This window comes from Aquabacterium lacunae (assembly GCF_004310865.1).
Lineage (GTDB): Bacteria > Pseudomonadota > Gammaproteobacteria > Burkholderiales > Burkholderiaceae_C > Aquabacterium > Aquabacterium lacunae.
Map to the genome: position 1 here is coordinate 361059 of NZ_SIXI01000001.1, position 26343 is coordinate 387401.

Annotated in this window: 22 protein-coding genes and 2 tRNA genes; 7 read left to right on the top strand and 17 right to left on the bottom strand. The window is 67.6% G+C overall.

Features of this window, described 5'->3' with window-relative positions:
• Window positions 1-352: 352 nt before the first annotated feature.
• The 4 genes from EYS42_RS01610 (at window position 353) to EYS42_RS01625 (ending at window position 5851) form a co-directional block, all read left to right on the top strand.
• Window positions 353-943: a hemerythrin domain-containing protein gene (locus EYS42_RS01610; RefSeq protein WP_130966114.1), complete on the top strand. Its 591-nt coding sequence runs from the start codon at window positions 353-355 to the stop codon at window positions 941-943.
• 440 nt (window positions 944-1383) lie between these two features.
• Entirely contained in the window at window positions 1384-3915 is a 2532-nt protein-coding gene (gene nirB / locus EYS42_RS01615; protein WP_130966115.1) for a nitrite reductase large subunit NirB, read from the top strand.
• A 28-nt stretch (window positions 3916-3943) separates the two neighbouring features.
• The gene (gene nirD / locus EYS42_RS01620) at window positions 3944-4297 is read left to right on the top strand and encodes a nitrite reductase small subunit NirD (protein ID WP_425358851.1); all 354 of its coding nucleotides are present in this window, start codon (window positions 3944-3946) and stop codon (window positions 4295-4297) included.
• Window positions 4298-4552: 255 nt separating this feature from the next.
• A complete protein-coding gene (locus EYS42_RS01625; RefSeq protein WP_130966116.1) occupies window positions 4553-5851 on the top strand; it encodes a nitrate- and nitrite sensing domain-containing protein in 1299 nt (432 codons plus the stop codon).
• 23 nt (window positions 5852-5874) lie between these two features.
• Here EYS42_RS01625 and EYS42_RS01630 read toward each other — a convergent pair whose 3' ends face one another.
• Window positions 5875-7221 (bottom strand): leucine-rich repeat-containing protein kinase family protein, encoded by a 1347-nt coding sequence (locus EYS42_RS01630; RefSeq protein ID WP_425358852.1) that lies wholly within the window; start codon window positions 7219-7221, stop codon window positions 5875-5877.
• 66 nt (window positions 7222-7287) lie between these two features.
• The gene (locus tag EYS42_RS01635) at window positions 7288-9711 is read right to left on the bottom strand and encodes a PAS domain-containing hybrid sensor histidine kinase/response regulator family protein (protein WP_165456599.1); all 2424 of its coding nucleotides are present in this window, start codon (window positions 9709-9711) and stop codon (window positions 7288-7290) included.
• Window positions 9712-9981: 270 nt separating this feature from the next.
• Between EYS42_RS01635 and EYS42_RS01640 the strand changes: the two genes are divergently transcribed.
• A complete protein-coding gene (locus EYS42_RS01640; RefSeq protein WP_165456600.1) occupies window positions 9982-12252 on the top strand; it encodes an HAD-IC family P-type ATPase in 2271 nt (756 codons plus the stop codon).
• Window positions 12253-12268: 16 nt separating this feature from the next.
• On the opposite strand, the gene EYS42_RS01645 is transcribed toward EYS42_RS01640, so the two are convergent.
• The 15 genes from EYS42_RS01645 to EYS42_RS01715 all read right to left on the bottom strand — a co-directional run bounded on the left by EYS42_RS01645 (window position 12269) and on the right by EYS42_RS01715 (window position 24126).
• Window positions 12269-12344: transfer RNA gene (locus tag EYS42_RS01645), tRNA-Lys, on the bottom strand.
• A gap of 151 nt (window positions 12345-12495) precedes the next feature.
• Window positions 12496-12571, bottom strand: a tRNA-Lys gene (locus EYS42_RS01650).
• Between the two features lie 28 nt (window positions 12572-12599).
• Window positions 12600-13406, bottom strand: coding sequence for a tRNA threonylcarbamoyladenosine dehydratase (locus EYS42_RS01655; protein ID WP_245503490.1), 807 nt, complete (start codon window positions 13404-13406; stop codon window positions 12600-12602).
• A 7-nt stretch (window positions 13407-13413) separates the two neighbouring features.
• Window positions 13414-14205 (bottom strand): tol-pal system protein YbgF, encoded by a 792-nt coding sequence (gene ybgF / locus EYS42_RS01660; RefSeq protein ID WP_130966121.1) that lies wholly within the window; start codon window positions 14203-14205, stop codon window positions 13414-13416.
• A 2-nt stretch (window positions 14206-14207) separates the two neighbouring features.
• Complete coding sequence (locus tag EYS42_RS01665; RefSeq protein WP_130966122.1) at window positions 14208-14747, bottom strand: OmpA family protein; 540 nt, start codon at window positions 14745-14747, stop codon at window positions 14208-14210.
• A 60-nt stretch (window positions 14748-14807) separates the two neighbouring features.
• Window positions 14808-16160, bottom strand: a complete 1353-nt coding sequence (gene tolB, locus EYS42_RS01670) for a Tol-Pal system beta propeller repeat protein TolB (RefSeq protein ID WP_130966123.1) — start codon at window positions 16158-16160, stop codon at window positions 14808-14810.
• Window positions 16161-16250: 90 nt separating this feature from the next.
• Window positions 16251-17753, bottom strand: a complete 1503-nt coding sequence (gene rng / locus EYS42_RS01675) for a ribonuclease G (protein ID WP_130966124.1) — start codon at window positions 17751-17753, stop codon at window positions 16251-16253.
• Entirely contained in the window at window positions 17750-18421 is a 672-nt protein-coding gene (locus EYS42_RS01680; protein WP_165456601.1) for an NAD(P)H-binding protein, read from the bottom strand. Before EYS42_RS01680 ends, rng begins: the two co-directional genes overlap by 4 nt.
• Window positions 18422-18470: 49 nt before the next feature.
• Complete coding sequence (locus tag EYS42_RS01685) at window positions 18471-19076, bottom strand: Maf family protein (RefSeq protein ID WP_130966507.1); 606 nt, start codon at window positions 19074-19076, stop codon at window positions 18471-18473.
• 27 nt (window positions 19077-19103) lie between these two features.
• The gene (gene rlmH, locus EYS42_RS01690) at window positions 19104-19571 is read right to left on the bottom strand and encodes a 23S rRNA (pseudouridine(1915)-N(3))-methyltransferase RlmH (RefSeq protein ID WP_130966126.1); all 468 of its coding nucleotides are present in this window, start codon (window positions 19569-19571) and stop codon (window positions 19104-19106) included.
• Between the two features lie 75 nt (window positions 19572-19646).
• A complete protein-coding gene (gene rsfS, locus EYS42_RS01695; RefSeq protein WP_130966127.1) occupies window positions 19647-20543 on the bottom strand; it encodes a ribosome silencing factor in 897 nt (298 codons plus the stop codon).
• On the bottom strand, window positions 20530-21168 hold the full coding sequence (gene nadD, locus EYS42_RS01700; protein WP_245503458.1) for a nicotinate-nucleotide adenylyltransferase: 639 nt from the start codon (window positions 21166-21168) through the stop codon (window positions 20530-20532). The genes rsfS and nadD overlap by 14 nt, the downstream gene beginning before the upstream one ends.
• On the bottom strand, window positions 21165-22085 hold the full coding sequence (gene hemF / locus EYS42_RS01705) for an oxygen-dependent coproporphyrinogen oxidase (RefSeq protein ID WP_130966128.1): 921 nt from the start codon (window positions 22083-22085) through the stop codon (window positions 21165-21167). Before hemF ends, nadD begins: the two co-directional genes overlap by 4 nt.
• A 21-nt stretch (window positions 22086-22106) precedes the next feature.
• The gene (gene purD / locus EYS42_RS01710) at window positions 22107-23396 is read right to left on the bottom strand and encodes a phosphoribosylamine--glycine ligase (protein ID WP_130966129.1); all 1290 of its coding nucleotides are present in this window, start codon (window positions 23394-23396) and stop codon (window positions 22107-22109) included.
• 7 nt (window positions 23397-23403) lie between these two features.
• Window positions 23404-24126 carry a YebC/PmpR family DNA-binding transcriptional regulator gene (locus EYS42_RS01715; RefSeq protein ID WP_130966130.1) on the bottom strand — a complete coding sequence of 241 codons (723 nt, stop codon included), beginning with the start codon at window positions 24124-24126 and terminating at the stop codon, window positions 23404-23406.
• 168 nt (window positions 24127-24294) lie between these two features.
• On the opposite strand from EYS42_RS01715, the gene EYS42_RS01720 reads away from it, so the two are divergent.
• Window positions 24295-25872, top strand: a complete 1578-nt coding sequence (locus EYS42_RS01720; RefSeq protein ID WP_130966131.1) for a helicase HerA-like domain-containing protein — start codon at window positions 24295-24297, stop codon at window positions 25870-25872.
• Window positions 25873-25893: 21 nt separating this feature from the next.
• Window positions 25894-26331: a DUF2306 domain-containing protein gene (locus EYS42_RS01725; protein ID WP_342635508.1), complete on the top strand. Its 438-nt coding sequence runs from the start codon at window positions 25894-25896 to the stop codon at window positions 26329-26331.
• The last annotated feature ends 12 nt before the right edge of the window (window positions 26332-26343 follow it).

Here is a 26343-nt window from a genome sequence, read left to right on the forward strand (position 1 = left end):
CGGGTCTGTGGCACATTGTGCATGTGGGCTTCAGTCATGTGTTGACCGCCCGCAGGACGCGCCGGGTATCGGCCGTCAACGCAGACACCGCCGGATCATCCGGCAGCAGGAAGGCCCTGCCGGGGTCTGCCCGCCAGTGAGGCGGCCCCTCCAGGGGACATCGGGTTGACAGGCCCTCTCGTCAGCCCAGGCGCAGCGGTTGCTTCGCTGAACAAGCCCGACAGGTTCGCCCTGCCGGGCTTTTTGTTGTGCACTGCATCAAGCGGCATTGATGCAACGCAAGCAGCGCCTGGAGCCGCTTCCCACAATGGATGCATCGCCGCCCGGTCGGCAGCCTTTTGGGGAGCACGCCATGTCGTCAGCCAGCACCACCGCATCCACCGCCGAATCTGCACACACCACCCCGGTCGGTCGCCCCGTGCAGCCTTTCGACGTGCTGGACGCCTGCCACCGCCAGATGGTGGTGGCCTTGCAGCAACTCGACGAGCTCACGGCACGGCTGGAAGACCATGGGGTCGACGGCAAGACCCGCACCCTGGCCAAGGACCTGTTCCTGTTCTTCACGAACACCGCCCGTGAGCACCACCTCGACGAAGAAAAGCATGTGTTCCCGGCCTTGCTGACCAGCGACGACGACGAGCTGGTGCGCCTGACGCTGCGGCTGCAGCAGGACCATGGCTGGATCGAAGAAGACTGGCTTCAGCTGGCCCCTCAGATCGAAGCCATCGCCGCAGGCTACAACTGGTTCAACATCGACTACCTGCGCGCGGCCATTCCGGTGTTCAAGGCCCTGTACCAGGACCACATGGCCCTGGAGGAGTCGATGATCTACCCCGAGGCCCGCAGCCGCATCGGTGAATGGGACCTCCGGGGCATGGGCCGCGAAATGGCCGCACGCCGTCGCCAGGCGGGCCAGGCGCCCCACATGGAACAAGCCGCCTGAGGCGGCCCGAGGCGCAGCACTGCGCTGCTGCACCTCCTTCAGCGCCCCTGGCCTGCATGGGCTTCGGGCGCTTTTTTGCGCGCACACCATCTTGGTGCGCGGCGCACTGCACCACAGCGGTGCAGCAACCCACACATCTGCCCGCACATCGGCCTGCGCAACACCCTGCTGCGGGCATTCGCGCCATCGCCCAGGCGGCATCCCCCTGGACAAGGCCCTGGCACAGCGTTTGCATGAGTGTGTACGTCCGCAGGCAACGAGGTCTCGGGCAGACCCGGTTCGGCACCACTGACGAAGGTGGTTTCCAGCCCTCAGGCCACGCCCTGACGACGGCTGATGCACCCCGAACCGCACAGGATTGATTGCGCCCCCAAGCGCAGCCCCTCGTTGCCACGCGGCCGCCCGACCAGGCTGCAGCAACCCGTTCCCCAGGAGCAGCCATGAAGATTGTCGTCGTCGGCCACGGTATGGTGGGCCACAAGTTCCTCGAAAGCCTTGCTGAATCCGGCGTGCAGAGCGCCGAAGTCACCGTGCTGTGCGAAGAACCACGCCCCGCCTACGACCGCGTGCACCTGTCCGAATACTTCTCGGGCAAGACCGCCGAAGACCTGTCCCTGGTCGAAACCGGCTTTTTCGAGCGCACCGGCTTCAGCCTGCGCCTGACCGCACGCGCCGCCACCATCGAGCGCCGCCACAAAACGGTCACCACCGCCGCGGGCGAAACCCTGCCCTACGACAAGCTGGTGCTGGCCACCGGCTCGAACGCCTTCGTGCCGCCGGTGCCCGGCCGCGACCGCCCCGACTGCTTCGTGTACCGCACCATCGAAGACCTGGATGCCATGAAGGCGGCCGGCGCCCGCAGCAAGTCGGGGGTGGTGGTGGGCGGCGGCCTGCTGGGCCTGGAGTGCGCCAAGGCCCTGCGCGACATGGGGCTGGAGACCCACGTGGTCGAGTTCGCGCCGCGCCTGATGGCCGTGCAGGTCGACGACGGCGGGGGTCGCATCCTGCGCGAGAAGATCGAAGCCCTGGGCGTGAAGGTGCACACCAGCCGCAACACGACAGAAATTGTCGATGGCGCCACGGCCCGCCACCGCATGGTGTTTGCCGACGGCACCCACCTCGAAACCGACATGATCGTGTTCTCGGCCGGCATCCGCCCCCGCGACGAACTGGCCCGTGCCAGCCTGCTGCCGGTGGGTGCCCGCGGCGGGGTGGCCATCGACAGCCATTGCCGCACGGCCGACACCGACATCTACGCCGTGGGCGAATGCGCCGCCTGGAACGACCAGACCTTCGGCCTGGTGGCCCCCGGCTACGACATGGCCCGCGTGGCGGCCAAGCACATCGCTGGTGACGCCGATGCAGCATTCACCGGCGCCGACATGAGCACCAAACTCAAGCTCATGGGCGTGGACGTGGCCTCGATCGGTGACGCCCACGGCAAAACCGCAGGTTGCCGCAGCTTCCAGTACATCGACGAGGTCAAGCAGGTCTACAAGAAGATCGTGGTCAGCGCCGATGGCAGGCAGCTGCTGGGCGCCGTGCTGGTGGGCAATGCCGACGAATACGGCACCTTGCTGCAGATGGCCCTGAACGGCATCGCCCTGCCCGACGAGCCCGAATTCCTGATCCTGCCCAGCAGCGACGGCAAGGCCAAGCCTGGCCTGGGCCCCGACGCCCTGCCCGACTCGGCCCAGATCTGCTCGTGCAACAACGTCACCAAGGGCCAGATCTGCGCGGCCGTGGCCGAAGGCACCTGCACCATCGGCGACATGAAGGCCTGCACCAAGGCCGGCGCCACCTGCGGCGGCTGCGTGCCCCTGGTCACCCAGGTCATGAAGAGCGAGATGGCCAAGCGCGGCATGGCCGTCAACAACCACCTGTGCGAGCACTTCCCCTACTCGCGCCAGGAGCTGTTCCACCTGGTGCGCGTGGGCCAGATCAAGAGCTTCGACGACCTGATCGCCAAGCACGGCAAGGGCCTGGGCTGCGACATCTGCAAGCCGACCGCCGCCAGCATCTTCGCCTCGGTGTGGAACGACTTCGTGCTCAAGCCCCAGCTGGCCAGCCTGCAGGACAGCAACGACTACTTCCTGGGCAACATCCAGAAAGACGGCACCTACAGCGTGGTGCCCCGCATGCCCGGTGGTGAAGTCACGCCCGATGGCCTGATCGCCGTGGGCCAGGTCGCCAAGAAGTACGGCCTGTACACCAAGATCACGGGCGGTGCCCGCGTGGACATGTTCGGTGCGCGCGTCGAGCAACTGCCCGCCATCTGGGAAGAGCTGATCGCCGCCGGCTTTGAGTCAGGCCATGCCTATGGCAAGAGCCTGCGCACGGTCAAGAGCTGCGTGGGCAGCACCTGGTGTCGCTATGGCGTGGACGACTCCATCGGCCTGGGCGTCGAACTGGAGAACCGTTACAAGGGCCTGCGCGCGCCGCACAAAATCAAGTTCGGCGTGTCAGGTTGCACCCGCGAATGCGCCGAAGCCCAGGGCAAGGATGTGGGCGTGATCGCCACCGAAAAGGGCTGGAACCTGTACGTGTGCGGCAATGGCGGCATGAAGCCCCGCCATGCCGAGCTGTTCGCCTCTGACCTGAGCAAGGCCCAGCTGATCCAGCTGATCGACCGCTTCCTGATGTTCTACGTGCGCACCGGCGACCGCCTGCAGCGCACCAGCACCTGGCGCGAAAACCTCGAGGGCGGCCTGGACTACCTCAAGAGCGTGCTGATCGACGACAAGCTGGGCATTGCCGCCGAGCTGGAAGCCCAGATGCAGCACGTGGTGGACACCTACCAGTGCGAATGGAAGAGCGCCGTGACCACGCCCGAGGTGCGCCAGCGCTTCCGCAGCTTCGTCAACAGCGACGCGGTGGATGCCACCGTGAAGTTCGTGCGGGACCGCGGCCAGATCCGCCCCGCCCGCCCCGAAGAGCGCGAACAGGCCGCCACCAACGCCCTCGACGCCTGAGCCCAGCCCCACCAGAAAGGACCGCGCCATGTGTGCCGCCATCCTCAAGACGCCCGCCATGACCGACATCGCCATTTGCCCTGCAGACCAGATCGTGCCCGACACCGGCGTGTGTGCACTGGTCGATGGCCAGCCCGTGGCGGTGTTCCGTGTGGGCACCGATCAATTCTTCGCCATCGACAACATCGACCCCAAGAACGGCGCCAACGTGCTTTCGCGCGGCCTGGTCGGCAACCTGGGTGATCGCATCGTCGTGGCCTCCCCTTTGTACAAGCACCACTTCGACCTCCGCACCGGTGAGTGTCTGGAGAACGCCGACTGGTCGGTGCGCGCCCACAAGGTGCGCATTGAACAAGGGCAGGTGCTCGTCACCCTCGGCTGAGAGATCCGTCCGGACCCGGCCCACTGAGAGCCGCACTGCACCACCCGATTGCCGCGCCCACGCAGGCGCCCGACGGGGCAGATCGCGGCCACCCCCGCTGAAACCTGGCGCCCTCGATGGCGCCCCCCGCGGCACTCTGCCTCCCCGACACCGGCCCGGGGCAGAGTGCCGATTTTTTGGTCGTCCCTGGTCGCGCAGGGGCACCCCCGACACAGGTTCGGGACACGCCATCGGAGTCGTCGCACAATCATGTCCATGCCCTTGACCGTCTCCCAAGTGGTGCTGGCCGCCCGCCAGCGCGAAATCGAATCCATCCAGCACCTGGCCAGCCGCACCGAGCTGGTCGATGTGCTGGGGCAGCTCATCCACGCGCTGCAGCGTGAACGGGGTGCTACCAGCGTCTACCTGGCCTCGGGAGGCCAGCGCTTCGCCGACGTGCGGCAAGCGGCCATCGGCCAGGCGCAAGCCCTGGAAGCCCAGGTGCGCGAGGCCTTCGAGCGCCAGGCCCAGCCCGAGCAGGGCGCCTCCAGCCGCATGCTCTCGCTGATGGCCTGGGTGCTGCTCGACCTCGACGCCCTGCGCGGCCTGCGCGCGGCGGTCGACCAGCGCGCCTGGTCGGCCCATGACTCGGTGGCCGCCTTCAGCCGCCTGCTGGCCGGCATGGTCGAACTGGTGTTCCTGGTGGCCGACGCCACGCTGAACCCGCGCGTGTCGCGTCTGCTGGTGGCCTGCGTGCACCTGCTGCAGGGCATGGAAGCCGCCGGGCAGGAACGCGCCATCGGGGCCCTGCTGCTGGCCTCGGGGCAGCTGGACGAAGGCGACCGCCAGCGCATGGTGCACCTGATCGACGCGCAAGAGCGCAGCCTGAAGGTGTTCGACGAGTTCGCCCCGCCCGACATCAAGGCGCGCTGGGCCCAGCACCAGCTCAGCAGTGGCTCGGCCCAGCTGGAGCGCCTGCGCCGCACCCTGTGTACGGCGCGCGCCGACACCCCGCTCGACGCGGGCCAGAGCGACGCCTGGTTCAGCGTGTGCAGCGAGCGCATCGACGAACTGTGGCAGCTGCAATGCGCCCTGACCGCGCAAATGCGCGCCGACTGCAGCCAGCAGATCGAGCGCGCCCGGCAAGACCTCAGCGACACCGAAGGCCTGCTGCGCCAGTTGCGCGACAACCCGCCAGCCCACACCCACGCGGTCGATCGCTTCTTCGACACGCAGCAGACCCCGCAGGCGGCCCCGGTGATCACGCCCCCTCCGACCGGTGAAGCAGGCGCAGGCGAGCAGGCCCGCACCTCGCTGGTCGATCTGCTGGAAGCGCAAACCGCACGCCTTGGCAAGATGGAGGCCGAGCTGGCGGCCGCACGCCGCGCCCTGAACGACCGCAAGGTGATCGACCGTGCCAAGGGCTTGCTGATGAACCGCCTGGGCATGACCGAAGACGTGGCCTTCCGCACTTTGCAGAAAACCGCCATGGACCAGAACCGCCGCCTGGTGGACGTGGCCGAGGCCATGCTGGCCCTGCCCGATTTCGCCTTCGCGGCGCGCACCAAGGGCTGAACGTACGCCCCCCTGCGCGGGGTTCAAGGGCGCAGCGCCTGCAGGTGCTGCAGCACCGCTGCCCAGCCAGGCCGCTGGCCCACAGGGCCCACGCAGGCCCGGTGCAGCGACCACCAGCCCTCCGGCACGGCGGCGCCAGCAGGGGGCACCACATGCGACAGCAGCTCGTGCAGGAAATGGCCCCAGGCCCGCACCTCCAGCGCGGCCATGCGGCCCGCCTGCGCGGTGTCGGCTTCATCGAAGGGCGTGGCCGCGCCGAAATCGCCCAGTCGCAAAGGCGCACCAGCGCGCCACATCAGGTTGTGGGCGTAAAAGTCACCATGCATCCAGCCTTGCGCGTGCAGGTGCGCCAAGGCCGAAGCCGTGTCGTGCGCCATCTGCCAGGCCTCGCGCAAGGGCCAGGCGCGGTCTGCGGGGTACACGTCACGTGAGCAGCTGGCCAGGCTGGGCGGGCCGGCCAGGGCCTGATGGTCAGCGGGCACCAGGGGCATGAACAGGCCGTCACGGCCCTGCGGATGCCCCTGCAGCAAGCCCTTCACGCCGATCAGGTTGGGGTGCGGTGACACGCTCAGGCAGGCGGTCAGTTCGCTGTCGGGCCAGCCGTCGCTGGTCAACTCGCCCTTGAACACCTTCAGCGCCAGGGCTTCGCCCTGCGGGTGCTGGGGTGTCGGCGGCCAGGCCACCTGGTGGATGTGGCCCGAGGCGCCTTCGCCCAGCAAGGCGCCCCACTGCAAGGCACTGAAGGGCACGCGAGGCAAGTCAGCGGCCCGCGCCGCCTGTGCCCGCCGCGACTGCTCCAGCGCCTGCGTGGCCGGGTTGCCGGCCAGGGCCAGCCAGCACAGGGCCGGCAGGTCGAACAGCCAGTCGGGAAAGGCCTCGAAGGCGTTGGCCGACAGGCGCATCAGCGCCAGGTTCGGGGCCCCTGCCAGGGTGTCGGGCAGGTGGCTCAGGCGGTTGCCGGCCAGGGCCAGCTTTTCCAGGGCAGGCCGCTGGCCCAGGGTGTCGGGCAAGGCTTCGATGCGGTTACCCGTCAGGATCAGCCAGCGCAGGCGTGCGGGCAGGCTGCTGGCCGGCACCTCGGTGATCTGGTTGCTCTTGAAGCCCACCATGGTCAGTTGCGGGCAGGCCCCTACCACCTCGGGCACGCGCGTGAAGCGGTTGTCCGAGCAGAACAGCACCTTCAGGTGCCGCAACTCGGGCAGCCAGTCGGGCAGGCTGTGCAGCGCATTGCCACTGAGGTTGAGCACCTCCAGCGTGTCGGCCAGGGCCAGCACCTCGCGGGGCAACTCGGTCAGGCCCTCGGCCAGGTTCAGCCGGTTCAGGCCGGTCAGGCGGCCTGCGCGCAAATCGGAAAGGGTGTGCAAGGTCACAGGAACGGCCGCCCGTGACTGCACGGGCCTGAGGCCGGTGCGAGGGTATCACGGGGGGCAAGGGGTTCAGGCCGCGGCCGTGAGTGCTCCCTGCAACTCGGCCATGAGGTGGTCGAGGTGGCGCCCCACCTCGTCGATCAACTCGACCACGCGCTCAGGCGCGGCCTTGCGCCCTGCGGCATGCTCCAGCGCTTCGGTGGCCGTGTGCAGGTCGGTGGCGCCCAGGCTGCCGGCCACCGACTTCAGGGCGTGCGCCAGCTGGCCCACGCCCTCCACGTCGCCATGGGCCCAACGGTGGCGCATCTGCTGGGCATCGCCGGCATGGCGCTCGGTGAACACTGGCAACAGGCGCAGGTACAGCTCGGCGTTGTCGCCGGCAAAGCCCATGCCCTGGGCCACGTTCAGCCCGGGGATGCCCGCCAGACGAGCCAGTCGCGATGGGCCTGCAGCGGAGGCCGCCCCGGGGGCCCGCCCATGGCCACCGGGCCCTGGGGCCTGCGGCTGGGTGGGCATGGGGCCCAGGGCCTGCAGCAGCTTGGCGTAGAGCGTGCGAGGGTCGACCGGCTTGCTGATGTGGTCGTTCATGCCCACGGCCAGGCAGGCCATGCGGTCTTCTAGGAAGGCATTGGCCGTCATGGCCACGATGGGCGTGTGCGCATGCCGTCTCATCTTGCGAATCTCGCCGGCCGCCTGCAAGCCGTCGAGTTCGGGCATTTGCATGTCCATCAGGATCAGGTCGTAGTCGGCCGCCTGGGCACGCTCGACCGCCTCACGGCCATTGACCGCCGTGTCCACATGCAGGCCCACGCCGTGCAGCAGCTCCAGGGCCACTTCGCGGTTGATCAGGTTGTCTTCGGCCATCAGGACGCGGGCTCCAGTGTGCAGACGGCGCAGTTCGTGCTCGGCATCACCCGTGGGGGTACCGCGCGCCATGGGCGGGACGGCCACCGGCAGCACGCCGTGACCACGCTGCAGCCGGGCCGTGAACCAGAAGGTGCTGCCCTGGCCCACCCGGCTGTCCACGCCCACGTCGCCCCCCATCAGGCTGGCCAGGCGCTTGGTGATGGCCAGCCCGAGGCCGGTACCACCGAATTGCCGGGTGGTGGAGGCGTCGGCCTGTTCGAAGGTCTGGAACATGCGCGACTGCTGCTCAGGCGTCAGGCCGATGCCGGTGTCTTCCACCTCGAAGCGGACCACCATGACCTCTCCCTCGTCAGCCAGCACGCGGGCACGCAGCTTCACGCTGCCCTGGGCCGTGAACTTCACGGCGTTGCTGGCAAAGTTCAGCAGGGCCTGGCGCAAGCGGGTGGCATCGCCCCGCAGCCAAGAGGCCTCGGGGCTGGCTTGCACCTCCACACGCAGGCCCTTGGCACGGGCACCTTCGGCGATCAGGGACATCACGTGGTCGAGCACAGCCGACAGGTGGAAATCATCCAGATCAAGCTCCAGCTTGCCTGCCTCGATCTTGGACAGGTCCAGCACGTCGTTCAGGATGGACAGCAGGTGCTTGGCCGCCTTTTCGATGTTGTCCAGGCGCTCGTTCTGCTGCGGCGTCACCTCGCTGCGCTGCAACAGGTGGGTCAGGCCCAGGATGGCGTTCATGGGCGTGCGGATCTCGTGGCTCATGTTGGCCAGGAAGGCACTCTTGGCCATGTTGGCCGCTTCGGCGCGCTCCTGGGCTTCGGCCAGTTGCACCGTGCGCTGGTCCACCAGGGCCTGAAGGTTCTCGCGGTGGGCCTGAAGTTCGGCTTCCACCTTCTTGCGCTCGGTCACGTCTTGCGCGAAGCCGTACCAGATCACGCTGCCATCGGCTTGCGCCACGGGCTTGGAGAAGTTCTCCACCCACTGCCAGCCCTTGTTGGGGTTGTGGAAGCGGAAGTCGTACCGCGCCGGCGTGAGCGTGCTCATGGCCTCGGCGATCTGGGCGTAGGTGCGCTGCTGGTCGTCCGGATGGATGCGCTCCATCACGGCGGTGCAGTCTTCACGCACCTCTTCCGGTGTGAAGCCGAACAGGTCATGGATGCCGGGGGATGCAAACGGCATGCGCTGCCGTCCGTCGCCATACACCTGGTACCACAACAGCACCCCCGGCCAGTTGTCGCCCACCTGGGCCATGCGTTCGTCGATCATGGCCGGAGTGACCAGGTGCTTGCGCTGGTGCAGCCAATGGGGCATGCGGAACAGGCTGGCCGTGGTGAACACCTCCGCCACGGCTGTTGGCACCGATTGCAGGGTCACCCGCTCGGCTTCGGGACGCACCACCAGCCACAAGGGTGCCTTGCCGGTGCCCAGCGACAGCAGCCAGGCAGGCGCCTGAGGCCGATCCGACCCGTCGGACACGATCACGGCGTCAAAAGTGGCGCACGACAGGGCCATGCGGGCACCTGCCTCATCGCGCACCGACATGCACGCGGCTGTCACCCCGGCAGCCGGCAGGACCTGGTCCACGGCCAGGGTGCCATCCACATCGACCAGAAGAAATCGCAGCATTGCGTCCACAGCATTCATCCCACGTTGTCCGCGACGACGCATGCCACACCCCATGCAACGGGCTCGCCAAACGCCATCGAAGGCATCTTGGGGCGAAGTCACGCCCGAACGCACCGGGCGCCATGGTCGAGCCAGCGTCTGGCGTGCATTTGTCCCGTGAAGCAGTCAGCAGTCTGAACGACTCTGCGCACCCCCTTGAACAGGGATATGACAATGATTTGTCACCGGTGCTTGCGTGACAGCCTGCGCAGGGCTGCCCACACTGGGTTCATGAGCACGCCAGACGCCCCAGCCGACCTGAGCCCGCAGGAGGCCCTTCAGCGTCTGCGCGCCCACGGCCCCAACCAGCTCGACGATGCCGAACGCCGCGGCCTGCTGAGCACCCTGCGGCACATCGGCTCAGAGCCCATGTTCATGCTGATGCTGGCGGCCGCAGGCATCTACCTGGTGCTGGGCGATCTGGGCGAAGGGGCTTTGCTGGCCTTCTTCGCGCTGGTGACCCTGGGCCTGGTGGTGTTCCAGGAACGGCGCAGCGAGCGTGCGCTCGACGCGCTGCGCACCTTGTCGGCCCCCAGCGTGCGTGTGCGGCGGCAGGGCATCGAGCAGCGCATCGCCTCGCGCGACCTGGTGCCCGGCGACGTGCTGCTGGTCAGCGAGGGCGAGCGGGTGGCTGCCGATGGCCGGCTGCTGCAGGCCACTCACCTGGCCGTGGACGAATCACTGCTGACCGGCGAGTCGGTGCCCGTGAGCAAGGGCGTGGCCACCACCGACAACACCGTGCACGCCGGCACCCTGGTGGTGGCAGGCCATGCGCTGGTGGCGCCCGAAGAATTCCCCATGGCCCTGACCGTGTTCCTGGCCCTGGGCGCCTGGCGGCTGGCCAAGGTGAAGGTGCTGGCGCGGCGTCCGGCCGTGATCGAAGCCCTGGGCGCCACCACCTTGCTGTGCGTCGACAAGACCGGCACCCTCACGGAAAACCGCATGCGGCTGCGGCAACTGGTGGGCCCCGAGCAAGCCCTCGACCTGACCGAAGGCGCCCGGAACTCGCCGCCACCGCTACCGGAGTCACTGGCCACGCTGCTGGAGCATGCCGTGCTGGCCTCGCGCCGCGGCAGTGCCGACCCGATGGACCAGGCCCTGATCCACCAGGGCGATGCCACGCTAGCCAGCAGTGCACGCCTGCACCCCGACTGGACCCTGTTGCGCGAGCACCCCGTGACCCCTGCCCTGCTGGCCATGACGCAGGTGTGGCACACGCCGTCGGGCGCACGCCATGTGGCCAGCAAAGGCGCGCCCGAGGCCATCTTCGGCCTGTGCCGCCTGGCCCCCGCCGAGCAGGCCCGGCACCTGGCCTGCGTGAGCGCCCTGGCCGCCCGGGGCTTGCGGGTGCTGGCCGTGGCGCAAGCCGAGTGCCCCCCAACGCAGCCCGATGACGCCCCCCTGACTGCCCTGCCTTTCCGGTGGCTGGGCCTGCTCGCTTTTGAAGACCCCCTGCGCGAAGGCGTGCCCGCGTCGGTGGCACTGGCCCACCAGGCGGGCATCGGCGTGGCCATGATCACCGGCGACCACGCCGACACGGCCCGGGCCATCGCCCAACAGGCCGGCATCTCGGTGGACGGCGGGGTGCTCACGGGGCAGCATCTGGCCACCATGCCTGCCGCAGAGCTGGTGCAAGCGGTGGCCAAGGTGCGGGTGTTTGCGCGGGTCACGCCGGAACAGAAGCTGCGCCTGATCCAGGCCTTCCAGGCGCGTGGCGAGGTGGTGGCCATGACCGGCGACGGGATCAACGATGCCCCGGCGCTGAAGGCCGCCCACATCGGCATCGCGATGGGCGTGCGCGGCACCGACGTGGCACGCGAGGCCGCGGGCCTGGTGCTGCTGGACGAAAACTTCTCGCGCATCGTGGGCGGTGTGCGCATGGGGCGGCGCATCGTCGACAACCTGCGCCACGTGATGGTCTACATCACCGCCATCCACGTGCCCATCGCGGGCCTGGCGCTGTTGCCCATGCTGCTGGGCCTGCCCCCCATGCTGCTGCCCGCGCACATCGTGCTCACGCAGCTGGTGATCGACCCGGTCTGCACCCTGGCGTTTGAAGGCGCTCCCGAACACCCGGCCCTGATGCAACACCCGCCGCGAGACCCGGCCCTGGGGCTGATGGGCGCGCTCAATGCCCACGCCGGGCTGGGCTGGGCTGGCGGGTGTGGTTCCAGCCCAGCGCAAGGGCACTGTGGGGCGTGGCGGCTGTGGCCTGCACCGCCTTGCTGCTGGCCTTGTGGTGGCCCGGCGCGCGCGCCCTGCTTCGCTTCGGCCTGCCGCCACTGTGGGGGCTGGCATGGGGCTCGGCCGCCGTGCTGGGCTGCGTGTGGCTCGGTCAGCATGTGTCGCGACAGATGGCGCAGACGCCGCCAGAACGGCCATTTGACTGGACGCGCGTTGGCCACTGATTGGCCCGACACGAGGTACCGCTTTGGTGCCAATGTCCGCGAATGGGCCGTACTGGACAAGAAAAAAGGCCTGCACTTTCGTGCAAGCCTTTGATTTCTTTTCGAATTTTTGGTGGGCCCTGAGTGACTCGAACACTCGACCTACGGATTAAGAGTCCGCTGCTCTACCAACTGAGCTAAGAGCCCGCACTTTTGACAACGATCGATGCCGATGTCTTGTTGCGTTTCACTGAATTTGATTAATCAGCGAAGATTTGAACTATAGCACGCTTTTTGATGCTGTCAATCAAATTCTTGATTTTTTTGACAGGCACTGAAGTGCGCACTTCAGTCTCGATGGTGGGTCGTGCAGGATTCGAACCTGCGACCAACGGATTAAAAGTCCGCTGCTCTACCGACTGAGCTAACGACCCATCGAGCCTTAAATTATATACCGAGTTTTCAAGCTTTCGCCAGCACCTGGTTCAACAACACGGCTGCGGCGCTCATGCCGAAGCTCGCCGTGACGGTCACGCTGGAGCCGTAGCCGTGGCAGTTCAGACTGCCGTCGGTGCTGCAGGCCGCGTCTTGTGGTGGACGCACTGACTCGCGTGAAAACACGCAGGTCAGGCCCATGGTACCCTTGCGTGCACCCCCATGGCGCTGACGCAAACGCTGGCGCAGGCTGGCCAAGAGAGGGTCATGGGTCACGTCGGCCAGGTCGGCCACCTCGATGGCATGCGGCCGCAACTTGCCACCGGCCGCGCCCACGGTCACCACGGGCACGCCGTGTTCACGGCCCCAGGCCGCCAGCGCTGCCTTGGCGCGCACCTGATCGCAGCAGTCGATCACGCCGTCCAGCGGCCCCTGCGCCAGCAGGTGCGCCACATTGTCTTCGTCGACGAAATCATCGACCGGCACCACCTCGCAGCCTGGGTGGATGTGCGCCACGCGCTCGCGCAGCGCCTCGATCTTGGCCTGGCCCACGGTGTGGGTCAGCGCCTGGATCTGGCGGTTGATGTTGGACTCGGCCACATGGTCCATGTCGATCAGCACCAGGCAGGCCACGCCACTGCGGGCCAGGGCCTCGGCCGCCCAGGAGCCCACACCGCCCACCCCCACCACCGCCAGGCGCAGCGTGCGCAGGCGGTCGTAGGCGGCAGCGCCGTACAGGCGGCGCAGACCGCCGAAACGACGCTCCAGATCGGCATCGTACGGCGCGGCATCGGGTGCAACACCCGGTGCAAGCTCCGGGCTGGTGTGCGGCAGGCTCACGTCAGCGGGCCTTGCCCGATGCGGTCGGCGCCGGGCTGGCGGCCAGACGCTCACGGGCCACTTGCGCGGCTTCGGCGTCCGGATAGGCCTTGACCAGGTCTTCCAGCGACTTGCGGGCGGCCTTGCTGTCTTTCAGCTCGCTCTGGCAGTTGGCGATCGACAGCAGGGCCTCGGGTGCGCGCATGTGCTGAGGGGCCAGGTTCAACAAGGCCTTGAACTGCACGATGGCGTCCTTGTGCTCGCGCAGACCGTAAAAGGCATTGCCCAGCCAGTACAGGGTCGACTCGCGATAACCGGTCTTGGGGTACTTGGCCAGGAAGGCTTGCAGGTCTTTGGCGCCGCCGGCGAAGTCGGCCTGCCTCAGTCGGGCCAGCGCATCTTCAAAGGCCTTCTTCTCGTCCGGGTCGGCCGTGAAGGTCTTGCCGTCGAGCGTGACGGGCTGCGGCTCGAACTTGCTGATGCGCTCGTCCACGCCCTGCTGCAGATCCTTCTGTCGACGCTGGACGTCGGACAGGTCGCGGGCCAGCAACTCGTTTTGCCCCCGCTGGGTGGCGAGGTCACCGCGCAGGAGCTCGATCTGGGCGTTCATGTCCAGCAGGCTGCGGCGCAAGGTGTCGATCTGAGCGCTCAGTGCGTTCAGGCGCGCCGTGAGCGCCTCCTGATCCTGGGTGCGTTGTTGGCGCAGCTCCAGGATGGCCCGACGGGCGTCGTCATCCTCGAACAGGCCAGCCTGGCTGGTGGTGGCCGCCAGGGCCAGCACCGCCATCATCAAGGGGCGCAACACGGCGTTCATGCTCAGCGGGTCTTGAATTCAGCGCGACGGTTCTTGGCGTAGGCCTCTTCGGTGGCGCCTTCCACAGCAGGGCGCTCCTTGCCGAAGCTCACGGCTTCCACCTGCTCGGCGGGCACGCCCAGCAGGCCCAGGGCCTTGGCGGTGGCCTGCGCACGCTTCTGGCCCAGAGCCAGGTTGTATTCGCGGCTGCCGCGGGCATCGGTGTGGCCTTCGATGGTCAGGCGGCGCGATTTGTTGCCCAGCAGCTTGGCGTAGCCGTCCAGGGTGCCGTTGTACTCGGGCTTGACCACGTAGCTGTCGTAGTCGAAGTAGATGACCTTGGCCAGGCTGGCGGCCGGGTCCACGGTCTCGGCGGGGGTGGTCACCACGGGGGCCACGGCCGACGAAGCGCCGGCGTTGGCGTCCACGCTGCGGGTGGACGACGAATCGACGATGGGCGCGGCCTTGCTGTCGTCGAGCTTGACGCGCGAGGCACAACCGCCCAGGGTCAGCAGGGCAGCGGCGGTGATCAGGGTCAGGGCAGTGGATGTGCGAATGGTCATGGTGGGAAGCTCCAGCGCGAAAACGCCGTCGGTTTCAGATGAAATCACAGGAAAAGGAGATCACGGTCGGCTGACCACGCCTGGGCCCCACACGGGTTCCCGGACGTCAGCGGCCGAGGTGGTCAGGGTGGCCTTGATGCGGCCATCGAGCGAGGTGGTCATCAGCACGTCACGGCCTTGCGAGCGCGTGGCGTAAATGATGAGCCGGCTGTTGGGGGCAAAGCTGGGGCGTTCGTCGTCGCGGGTGTCGGTCAGCACACGCACCTCGCCGCTGGCCAGGTTCATCAGGTGCACACGGAAGGCGCCGCTGACCTGGCCGATGTAGGCCAGCCATTTCCCGTCGGGGCTGATGGCGGGCGACACGTTGTAGCCGCCCGAAAACGTCACGCGCTGGGCGCTGCCACCGCTGGTGGGCACGCGGTAGATCTGCGGGCTGCCGCCCCGGTCGCTCACGAAGTAGACCGACTGGCCATCGGGCGCGAAGGTGGCTTCGGTGTCGATGCTGTTGCTCTGCGTGAGGCGGCGCACGATGCCGCCTTCGGTGCTGATCAGGTACAGCTGCGACAGGCCGTCCTGGCTGAGGGTCACGGCCAGCTGCCGGCCATCGGGGGACCAGGCCGGGGCGCTGTTGGAGCCCTTGAAATTGGCCAGGATGCGGCGCTGGCCGGTCAGCACGTCCTGGCCGATCACCGTGGCCTTGCCATGCTCGAAAGACACATAGGCCAGCTGGCGACCGTCGGGCGACCAGCTCGGCGAGATGATGGGCTGGCGGCTGGACAGCGCAGGCTGGGCGTTTTCGCCGTCGGCATCGGCCACCAGCAGGGTGTACTGCTTGCCCGCCTTGTTGACGTAGGCGATGCGGGTGGCAAACACCCCCTTCTCGCCCGTGAGCTGCTCGTAGATGTCGTCGGCAATGCGGTGCGCGGCCAGGCGCAGGTCACCAGCGGGCACCACCAGGCTGCGGCCGCCCTGGTCCTTGGCCTTGAGCGTGTCCCACAGGCGGTAACGCACATCGAAGCGGCCATCGGCCAGGGGCGACACCGAGCCGGCCACCAGGGCATCGACACCCTTGCTGCGCCATTCGGGCAGTGCGGGGCGCGAGGCCTCGTCGAGGCGGTCGGCCGAGGCGTCGAGCATCTTGAACAGGCCGCTGCGCTCCAGGTCGGCCCGCACGATGGCCGCAATCGGCTGCGGCGAGCGGTTTTCGTCGCGGAACTTGCCCATGGCCACGGGGATCTGGGTGGCCCCCACGCCGCTGATTTCGACCTTGAACTGGGCGTGTGCTGGCAGCTGCCAGGCCAGCGCCGGGCCCAGCAGCGCGCTGGCGACCAGGGCCTTCAGGCTGCGCCTGCGGGCGAAGGCCAGAGGCTGGCTGAGGGGTTCAGGCAAGACACGCGAGGACAGCAGACGCATGGATCGTTCAGGGTCGGTTCAGCAGAAACCCGCAATGGTACCGGAGCCTGCGGCTTCACGCAGGTTCACACAGGGCGCCGACTGCAGGGCTCAGAGCAGCACGATGTCGTACTGCTCGGGCGACAAGGAAGGCTCCGACTGCAGCGAGATGGGCTTGCCGATGAAGTCGCTGAGGCCCGCCAGGTGCTGGCTTTCCTCGTCGAGCAGCATCTCGACCACCGTGGAATGCGCCACCACGCGGAACTCCTTGGGGTTGAATTGTCGGGCTTCGCGCAGGATCTCGCGCAGGATGTCGTAACAGGTGGTACGGGCGGTGCGCACCTGGCCACGGCCGTCGCACGTGGGACATGGCGTGCACAGCATGTGCGCCAGCGATTCGCGCGTGCGCTTGCGCGTCATCTCGACCAGGCCCAGTTGCGAGAACCCGCTGAGGGTGCCCTTGGTGCGGTCGCGGGCCATCTGTTTGCGCAACTCGGCCAGCACGCTGTCGCGGTGCTCTTCGCGCCCCATGTCGATGAAGTCGACGATGATGATGCCGCCCAGGTTGCGCAGACGCAGTTGCCGCGCAATGGCGTGCGCAGCTTCCAGATTGGTCTTGAAGATGGTTTCGTCGAAATTGCGGGCACCCACATAGCCGCCCGTGTTGACGTCGATGGTGGTCAGGGCCTCGGTCTGGTCGATGATGAGGTAGCCGCCCGATTTCAGATCGACCCGGCGTGCCAGTGCTCGCTGGATCTCGGTGTCGATGTTGTAGAGGTCGAAGATGGGGCGCTCGCCGCGGTACAGCGCCAGGCGCCCCACGGCCGAGGGGCTGTACTCCTGCCCGAAGGCCTGCAGCAGCTCGAACTGCTCGCGCGAGTCGATGCGGATGGTCTGCGTGGTTTCGGTGACCAGGTCGCGCAGCACGCGCTGCACCAGGCTCAGCTCCTGGTACACCAGCTGCCCGGGCGGGGATTTCAGGCCCCGCTCGCGCACGGCCAGCCAGGTCTTGCGCAGGTAGGCGATGTCGGCCTGCAGCTCGGTGTCGGTGGCTTCTTCGGCGTTGGTGCGCAGGATGTAGCCGCCGGCCGGGCGCCCGTCGACCTGGGCGGCCGCCTGGGTCAGCTGCACCATGCGTTCGCGCAGCTGCTCGCGGGTTTCGGGCGAGCCGATCTTCTGCGAAATGCCGATGTGGTCGTCTTGCGGCAGGTACACCAGCATGCGGCCGGCCACGCTGATCTGCGAGGTCAGGCGTGCACCTTTGGTGCCGATCGGGTCTTTCAGCACCTGCACCATCAGGGTCTGGCCTTCGTGCAGGCGCTTTTCGATGGGCACGGGCGGCTCGTTGCGCGGCGGCTTGCCCGCCCCGCCCTGCCCGGCTTCGGTGTGCAGGTCGGCCACGTGCAGGAAGGCCGCGCGCTCCAGACCGATGTCGATGAAGGCCGACTGCATGCCTGGCAGCACGCGCACCACCTTGCCCACGTAAATGTTGCCCACCAGGCCCCGCTCAAGGGCTCGCTCGACGTGCAACTCCTGCACGGCGCCACCTTCGATGATGGCCACGCGGGTTTCCTGCGGTGCCCAGTTGATCAGGATGTCATGCGAATGGCTCATGGTGCGGGGTTCTTCCTCAATTGGATGTTGTCGAGCACATGCAGACCGCGCTGCGGATGCTGGCTGGCGTCGACCAAGCCAGCGGCCACCTGGGCCACGTGCACCGGGCGGTAGCGGGCCGGCATCAGCCCCCCGGCGAGGCGGCTGCCCCATTGCCCCAGGTGCTCGCCCAGGCGAAACTCGGCACGCTCGCCCAGCAGCAGCGAGGGCTGGGCCACGGTGAGCGATTCAAAGCCGATGGCCGCCAGGCCTTGCTCCATCTCGCCCTTGACGCGGTTGTAGAACACGCGGCTGGCGGCGTCGGCGCCCAGCGCGCTGACCACCAGGAACTGGCGCACCCCCTGGGCCTTGGCGTGGCGCGCCAGGGCCAGCACATGGTCGTGGTCGACCTGACGAAAGGCCTCTTGCGAGCCGGCCTGGCGGATGGTGGTGCCCAAGGCGCAAAACACAGTGTCGACCTGGAACCACTCGGGGTGCTCGGCCAGGTCCTGCCAGCTGGTGTGCAGGGCTTGTGCACCTGCTGGCAGCGGGAAGGGGCGGCGCAGCAACACCTTCAGCGCAGACACTCCGGGGTGAGTGGCCAGGCGGACCAGCAACTGCTGTCCCACCGCGCCAGTGCCGCCCGCCAGCAGCACGCGGCCGGGCCAGGCACCGGAGTCAGGGGGCAAAAGATGGGCTTGAGCTGGATGGGCTGAGGGCATGGGGCACCAGAAGGCGTCAGAACTGCCAGCCCAGGGGGCGCAGCAGTTCGGCGGTTTCGAACAAGGGCAGGCCCATGATGCCGCTGTAACTGCCGTCCATGCGCTGCATCCAGGCGGCGGCCTGGCTCTGCACCGCATACGCACCGGCCTTGCCATGGGGCTCGCCGCTGGCCACGTAGCGGTCGATCTCGTCGGCCTGCAGCACACGCCAGGTCACCACCGATTCAGACACCTTCAGCTGGCCATTCACCACCACGGCCGTGAGCACGCGGTGTGACTGGCCCGACAGCAGGCCGAGCATGCGGCGGGCGTCGTCGGCATCTTGCGGCTTGCCCAGAATCTGCGGGCCCAGGCACACGGTGGTGTCGGCACACAGCACGGGCGCCTGCGGCCAACCCTCGGTGGCCATGCGGCGTTGCAGGCGGGCCTGCGCGGCCTCGTGCTTGGCCAGGGTCACGCGGCGCACGTAGTCGTCGGGTGATTCGCCAGGGCGCTCGGCCTCCAGGGCCTCTGCATCTTCATGCGCATCGGGCAACAGCAGGCGGTGGGCCACGCCGATCTGGTCGAGCAACTGGCGACGGCGGGGGCTTTGGGAAGCCAGGTAGATGAATGGCGCGGTCACGGGCGGAACAGGCACGAAATGGGGTGATCAGGCCCGATGGTACGGGTGATTGTTGCGCAGCGACCAGGCCCGGTAGAGCTGCTCAAGCAGCAGCACGCGGGCCAGCGCATGCGGCAAGGTCATGTCCGAGAGGCGGATGGCTTCGTCGGCGGTCTGCTTGAGGGCCGGGTCGATGCCGTCGGCGCCCCCGATGACGAAGACCACATCACGGCCGTCGTGCAGCCAGGCTTCGGCGCGCTCGGCCAGCTGCACACTGGTCAGGCGGGCGCCGCGTTCGTCGAGGATGACCCGGCGCACGCCTTTGTCCATGGCCGCTTCCATCTTGGCCGCCTCAGCCCTCATGATGGCCTCGACGGGTTTGCCTTCGCGGGGTTCGGCCTTCAGGGCCTTGACTTCGACCTTCCAGTCGGGCGGGAAGCGCTTGAGGTAATCCTCGCAGGCCTCCTGGGCCCAGTCGGGCAGGCGGTGTCCGATGGTGACGACGGTGAGCTTCATGGGCCAGAAAATGAACCGCCTGCCGCGGCCACGGCGTCAGGCCGCTGCCAGGGCAGGCGTGGGGGTGGGCAAGGGTCAGCGGGCGGTCTTCTTGGCCGCCACCTTGCGAGCCACAACCTTCTTGGCCGCGGGAGCAGCCTTCTTGGCGGCTACCTTCTTCACGGCCGGCTTGGCGGCGGTGGTTTTGGGGGCTGCTTTGGGTGCTGCTTTGGGTGCTGCTTTGGGGGCAACCTTCGGGGCAGCCACCTTCTTGGCCGCGACCTTCTTCACGGCCACGGGCTTGGCAGCCACCTTGGGTGCGGCTTTCTTGGCGGCAACCTTGCGCACCACCGGCTCGTTGACCACCACCTTGGTGACCACGGCCTTCTTGGCGGCAGGCTTCTTGGCAACAGGTTTGGCGGCCGTCTTGGCTGCAGGCTTGGCGGCCGTCTTCTTGGCAGCATTCTTGGCCGCAGGCTTGGCGGTCGGACGGGCCAGCGCCTCGGCCTTGGCCGTGGTCTTGCGAGCCGCCACCTTGCGGGCTGCGGGCTTGGCGGCCGGTTCTTCAGCCGCCTTGGCCTTGCCCTTCTTGGCCGGCTTGGGCTCTTCGTCCATGGGCTCCGACGCCTTGACCAGGCCCTTCTTGACGGCCTTGGTCGCGATCGCCACGGGCTTCTCGCCCCAGATCTCTTCGAGCTGGTAGTACTGGCGGATCACGGGCTGCATCACGTGCACGACGGCGGCGCCGCAGTCCACGATGATCCATTCGCCGTTGGATTCACCCTCGGTGCGGATCACCTGGAAGCCGGCGGCTTTCACCGACTCGCGCACGCTGGAGGCCAAGGCCTTGGTCTGGCGGTTGGACGTGCCGGAGGCGATCACGACGCGCTCGAACAGCGGCGACAGGTGCTCGGTGTTGTAGACGACGATGTCCTGAGCCTTGACGTCTTCCAGGCCATCGACGATGGCGCGTTGCAGTTTACGGATGTCCATGCAGGTGTGTGTGCCCTGGGGCGTAGAGGTGGTGGTTGTCAATATAGCCTGCGACGGTCTCGGAGACCATCGCTGGAGCGAGGGTTTGTGCACGTTCACCGCGGGCCAGTCGCGCCCGAATGTCGGTGGAAGACAGGTTCATGGGCGGCATGGGCAGGACCTCCACGCGATGCGGATGGGCCGCCAAGGTGGCCGAAGGCTGCGGCCGTTGATCGCCACGGCAGGCCACGGCCAGCGTGACCCGGGCCAGCAGGTCTTGCCAGCCATGCCAGGTGTGCAGGTTGGCGTACTGGTCCTGCCCGATGATCAGGCGCCACTGGGCCTGTGGATGCTGCACTTGCAGGGCCTGCACGGTGTCGAGCGTGTACGAAGGGCCACTGCGACGCAATTCGATGTCATCGACCACGAAGCGCGGCTCGTGCTGCGTGGCCGCCCGCACCATGGCCAGCCGGTGTTCGGCCGGGGCCAGCTGGCGAGTCTTCTGCCAGGGCTGTCCCACAGGCACCCAATGCACGGCTTCGAGCGCCAAGTGCTGCAAGGCCGTGGTGGCCAGGGCCACATGGGCCTGGTGCACGGGGTCGAAACTGCCCCCCATCAGGCCCAGCTTGCGAGCGCCCAGGCTCACACCCAGTCCCGCGCGGGCAGGAAGTCGGTGTACAGGCGCGCCTCGGGCGTGCCCGGCTCGGGGTGCCAGTCGTAGCGCCACTTCACGATGGGCGGCATCGACATCAAAATGCTTTCGGTGCGACCGCCCGATTGCAGGCCGAACAGCGTGCCGCGGTCCCACACCAGGTTGAACTCGACGTAACGGCCGCGGCGATAGGCCTGGAAATCACGTTCGCGCTCGCCATAGGGCGTGGCCTTGCGGCGCTGCAAAATGGGCATGTAGGCCTGGGTGAAGGCATCGCCCACCGAACGGATCATGGCAAAACCGCCCTCGAAGCCGGCTTCAGAGAAGTCGTCGAAGAAGATGCCGCCCACGCCCCGCGCCTCGTTGCGGTGCTTGAGGAAGAAGTACTCGTCGCACCACTGTTTGAAGCGTGGGTGTTTGTCCGCACCGAACGGGGCCAGCGCGTCCTTGCACACCTGGTGGAAATGCACGGCGTCTTCTTCGAAACCGTAGCTGGGGGTGAGGTCCATGCCGCCGCCAAACCAGGCCACCACCTCGCCATCGGCCTTGTGGGCCGCCAGCATGCGCACGTTCATGTGCACGGTGGGCGCATAGGGGTTGCGCGGGTGAAACACCAGCGACACGCCCATGGCCTCGAAGGGGCACCCCGCCAGCTCGGGCCGGTGCTGCGTGGCCGAAGGCGGCAGCTGCGGGCCCTTCACGTGCGAGAAGTTGCAGCCCCCGCGTTCCAGCACGCGCCCTTCTTCGACCAGGCGCGAGCAACCGTCGCCCTGCAGGCGCTCGTGCGGCGCGCGCACCCAGGCGTCACGCACAAAGGGCGTGCCGTCTTCGGCTTCGAAGGCGGCCACGATGCGGTCCTGCAGGCCCAGCAGGTAGGCGCGCACGGTGTCGGTCGGCAAGGGGGTGCTCATGCGGGTCTCCGGGGCCTGCGCTCAGCGCGGTGACTTGATGGCGCGCCAGCCGATGTCGGTGCGGAACTGCATGCCGTCGAAATGGATGCCGCGCATGTACTCGTACGCGCGCTGCTGGGCCAGCTTGGCCGAATCACCCAGCGCCGTCACACACAACACGCGGCCACCGCTGGTGACGGTGTCGCCCTGTTCGTTGGGCACGGTGCCGGCATGGAACACCATGGCGTCATCGGCATCGGCGGGCAGGCCGGTGATGACATCGCCCTTCTTCGGGTCGAGCGGGTAGCCGCCTGCGGCCATGACCACGCCCAACGCGAAGCGGCGGTCCCATTGCAGCTCGATCTGGTCGAGCGTGCCGTCGGTGGCGGCCAGCATGACGTCGACCAGGTCGCTCTTGAGGCGCATCATGATCGGCTGGGTTTCCGGGTCACCCATGCGGCAGTTGAATTCCAGTGTCTTGGGGTTGCCTGCGGCATCGATCATCAGGCCGGCGTACAGGAAGCCGGTGAAGGGGATGCCGTCTTTGGCCATGCCGTCCAGCGTGGGCTGGATGATGTCCTGCATGGCCTTGGCGTACACATTGGGCGTGACCACCGGGGCGGGCGAATACGCGCCCATGCCGCCGGTGTTGGGGCCTTCGTCGGCGTCCTTCAGGCGCTTGTGGTCCTGGCTGGTGGCCAGCACGGTCACGTTCTTGCCGTCGGACATGACGATGAAGCTGGCTTCTTCGCCCTCCAGGAACTCTTCGATCACCACGCGGGCGCCGCCGGCGTTGTGCTGCACGCCCAGCTTGTTGTCCAGCAGCATGAAGTCGATGGCTTCGTGCGCTTCTTCCAGGGTCATGGCCACGACCACACCCTTGCCTGCGGCCAGGCCATCGGCCTTGATCACGATGGGCGCGCCCTTTTCGTTCACGTAGGCATGGGCCTGGGCGGCGTCGGTGAAGGTGCCGTAGAAGGCCGTGGGGATGCCATGGCGCTTCATGAAGTCTTTGGCAAAGGCCTTGGAGCTTTCCAGCTGGGCGGCCTTTTGCGTGGGGCCAAAGATGCGCAAGCCACGGGCGCGGAACTCGTCGACCACACCAGCGGCCAGAGGGGCTTCGGGGCCCACCACGGTCACGGCAACTTTTTCGGCCTGGGCGAAATCGGCCAGGGCCTTCACGTCGGTGATGGCGATGTTGGTCAGGCGCGGGTCACGCGCGGTGCCGCCGTTGCCCGGTGCCACGAAGACCTTCTGGGCCTTGGGAGACTGGGCCAGCTTCCAGGCCAGGGCGTGCTCACGGCCACCCGAGCCAATGACGAGAATCTTCATGGTGTGATCAGTTCAGTTCAGCGTTGTGGAAGACGTCCTGCACGTCGTCCAGATCTTCCAGCACGTCCAGCAGCTTTTGCATGCGTGCGGCGTCGTCACCGGCGAGCGACACCGGGGTGTCGGCGCGCATGGTCACTTCGGCCATTTCAGGATTCATGCCAGCGCCTTCCAGCGCGGCCTTCACGGCTTCGTAATCGGCCGGTGCACTCAGCACCTCGACCGAGCCGTCGTCGTGGGTGATCACGTCTTCGGCGCCGGCTTCCAGGGCCACTTCCATGAGCTTGTCTTCGCTCACGCCCGGGGCGAACAGGAACTGGCCCACGTGCTTGAACTGGAAGGCCACCGAGCCCTCGGTGCCCAGGTTGCCGCCGTGCTTGCTGAAGGCGTGGCGCACTTCGGCCACGGTGCGCACGCGGTTGTCGGTCATGCAGTCGACGATGATGGCCGCACCACCGATGCCGTAGCCTTCATAGCGGATTTCTTCGTACGTGACCCCGTCGAGGTTGCCGGTGGCCTTGTCGACGTTGCGCTTGATGTTGTCGGCCGGCATGTTGGCGGCCTTGGCCTTTTCGATGGCCAGGCGCAGGCGCGGGTTCATGGCGATGTCGCCGCCACCCTGGCGGGCGGCCACGATGATTTCACGCGTGATGCGGGTCCAGATCTTGCCTCGCTTTTCGTCCTGACGACCCTTGCGATGCTGGATGTTGGCCCATTTGGAATGTCCTGCCATGGCAGTGTGCTCCGGGAGATGTGTCTGAAACTGGAACGGCCCACAGCGCACTGCCACTTGTGGGAATGGCAGCGCGCAACGCGTGGGGGGACCCGGCCTGAAGCTGGGTGATACTGCGATTTTACCCGCCCCCTGAAGGCGGGGCCTGACCGACCTGGAGATCAACGCATGGCTGACCCCATCCTCGTGGCCCGACACGGCGACACCGAGTGCCACCTGCTGCCCGCCCTGACCAACCGACATGGCCTGATCACCGGGGCCACCGGCACGGGCAAGACCATCACCTTGCAGAGCCTGGCCGAAAGCCTGTCCAAGATCGGCGTGCCCGTGTTCATGGCCGACATCAAGGGCGACCTGACCGGCATCAGCCAGGTGGGCAGCCTGTCGCCCAAGGTGGCCGGCATTTTGAAAGAGCGCGGCATCGAGGCGCCCGAGCCCCTGGCCTGCCCCACCACGCTGTGGGACGTGTTCGGTGAACAAGGCCACCCGGTGCGCGCCACCGTGTCGGACATGGGCCCCCTGCTGCTGTCGCGCATGCTGGGCCTGAACGACACCCAGGAAGGCGTGCTGCAACTGGTGTTCAAGATCGCCGACGACAACGGCCTGCTGCTGCTCGACCTCAAAGACCTGCGGGCCATGCTGCAGCACGTGGGCGACAACGCCAAGACCTTCACCACCGAGTACGGCAACATCAGCGCCGCCAGCGTGGGCGCCATCCAGCGCGGCCTGCTGCAGATCGAAGAGCAAGGCGGCGACAAGTTCTTTGGCGAGCCCATGCTCGACATCAACGACTTCATGCAGACCGAAGGCGGCAAGGGGGTGATCAACATCCTGGCGGCCGACAAGCTGATGAACTCGCCGCGCCTGTACGCCACCTTCCTGCTGTGGATGCTGTCCGAGCTGTTCGAGACCCTGCCCGAGGTGGGCGACCTCGACAAGCCCAAGCTGGTGTTCTTCTTCGACGAGGCCCACTTGCTGTTCAAGGATGCGCCCTCGGCCCTGATCGAGCGCATCGAGCTGGTCGTGCGCCTGGTGCGCTCCAAGGGCGTGGGCGTGTTCTTCGTGACCCAGAACCCGCTGGACGTGCCCGAGACCGTGCTGGGCCAGCTGGGCAACCGCGTGCAGCACGCGCTGCGCGCCTTCACCCCGCGCGACCAGAAGGCCGTGAAAAGCGCCGCCGAGACCATGCGCGCCAACCCGGGCCTGGACATCGCCACCGCCATCACCGAACTGGCCGTGGGCGAAGCCCTGATCAGCCTGCTGGACGACAAGGCCCGCCCCGGCGTCACGCAACGCGTGTTCGTGCTGCCGCCGGGCAGCCAGATCGGCCCGATCACGCCCGAGCAACGCAGCAAGCTGCTGCAGAACTCGCTGGTGGCCGGCGTGTACGAAAAGGTGGTCGACCGCGAATCGGCTTACGAAAAGCTCAAAGGTCGCGCAGCCGCAGCGCCCAGCGACCCGGCCGAACGCACGGGCAGCCTGCGCGAAGAAGCGGCCCATGCCGTGCGCCGCGGTGCGGGCGACGCCGCGGCGGGTGCGGCCACCGAGACGGCCACACAGGCCACCGGTGGCGGCTGGCTGGGCGATGTGGCGGGCGGCCTGCTCAAGGGCAGTGGCCGCAAGGACTCCATCCTGGAAACCGTGGCCAAGTCGGCTGCACGCACCATCGGCTCGACCGTGGGCCGCGAGATCATCCGCGGCGTGCTGGGCTCGATCCTGGGCGGCGCGGGCAGCCGTCGGCGTTGAGCCTGACCGCAAGGAGCCGCTGTGGCCTACTCACCCTTGAGCATCCCGCTGGAGCCCCTGACCCTGTCTCCCCTGGTGGCCGTGCACCTGACGGCAGCCCTGGGCGCGCTGGCGATCGGGCCGGTGGCCTTGTGGGTGCCCAAAGGCGGGCATGCACACCGCGCTGCAGGTTACGCGTGGGTCACCTTGATGGTGATCACAGCCATCAGCAGCTTCTTCATCCGGGACACACGCCTACCCAACTGGCAAGGGTTCACGCCCATCCACGGGCTGATCCTGGTCGTGTTCATCAGCCTGTTTGTCGGGCTGCGACAGATGCTGAAAGGCAACATCCAGGCCCACAGCAAGACCATGCGGGGCGCCTACATCGGCAGCTGCCTGATCGCCGGGGCCTTCACCCTGCTGCCCGGGCGGTATCTGGGCCAGCTGGTGTGGCACCAGTGGTTGGGCTGGCTCTGAGGCCAGACGCCC

What these genes read in the sequence shown, in the direction of transcription:
- EYS42_RS01715 (WP_130966130.1), bottom strand. Translation starts at nt 24,126, where the DNA reads ATGGCAGGACATTCCAAATGGGCCAACATCCAGCATCGCAAGGGTCGT.
- EYS42_RS01720 (WP_130966131.1), top strand. Translation starts at nt 24,295, where the DNA reads ATGGCTGACCCCATCCTCGTGGCCCGACACGGCGACACCGAGTGCCAC.
- EYS42_RS01665 (WP_130966122.1), bottom strand. Translation starts at nt 14,747, where the DNA reads ATGACCATTCGCACATCCACTGCCCTGACCCTGATCACCGCCGCTGCC.
- rlmH (WP_130966126.1), bottom strand. Translation starts at nt 19,571, where the DNA reads ATGAAGCTCACCGTCGTCACCATCGGACACCGCCTGCCCGACTGGGCC.
- rng (WP_130966124.1), bottom strand. Translation starts at nt 17,753, where the DNA reads ATGAGCCATTCGCATGACATCCTGATCAACTGGGCACCGCAGGAAACC.
- ybgF (WP_130966121.1), bottom strand. Translation starts at nt 14,205, where the DNA reads ATGAACGCCGTGTTGCGCCCCTTGATGATGGCGGTGCTGGCCCTGGCG.
- purD (WP_130966129.1), bottom strand. Translation starts at nt 23,396, where the DNA reads ATGAAGATTCTCGTCATTGGCTCGGGTGGCCGTGAGCACGCCCTGGCC.
- EYS42_RS01610 (WP_130966114.1), top strand. Translation starts at nt 353, where the DNA reads ATGTCGTCAGCCAGCACCACCGCATCCACCGCCGAATCTGCACACACC.
- nirB (WP_130966115.1), top strand. Translation starts at nt 1,384, where the DNA reads ATGAAGATTGTCGTCGTCGGCCACGGTATGGTGGGCCACAAGTTCCTC.
- EYS42_RS01625 (WP_130966116.1), top strand. Translation starts at nt 4,553, where the DNA reads ATGCCCTTGACCGTCTCCCAAGTGGTGCTGGCCGCCCGCCAGCGCGAA.
- EYS42_RS01635 (WP_165456599.1), bottom strand. Translation starts at nt 9,711, where the DNA reads ATGCTGCGATTTCTTCTGGTCGATGTGGATGGCACCCTGGCCGTGGAC.
- tolB (WP_130966123.1), bottom strand. Translation starts at nt 16,160, where the DNA reads ATGCGTCTGCTGTCCTCGCGTGTCTTGCCTGAACCCCTCAGCCAGCCT.
- rsfS (WP_130966127.1), bottom strand. Translation starts at nt 20,543, where the DNA reads ATGGACATCCGTAAACTGCAACGCGCCATCGTCGATGGCCTGGAAGAC.
- hemF (WP_130966128.1), bottom strand. Translation starts at nt 22,085, where the DNA reads ATGAGCACCCCCTTGCCGACCGACACCGTGCGCGCCTACCTGCTGGGC.
- EYS42_RS01640 (WP_165456600.1), top strand. Translation starts at nt 9,982, where the DNA reads ATGAGCACGCCAGACGCCCCAGCCGACCTGAGCCCGCAGGAGGCCCTT.
- nirD (WP_425358851.1), top strand. Translation starts at nt 3,944, where the DNA reads ATGTGTGCCGCCATCCTCAAGACGCCCGCCATGACCGACATCGCCATT.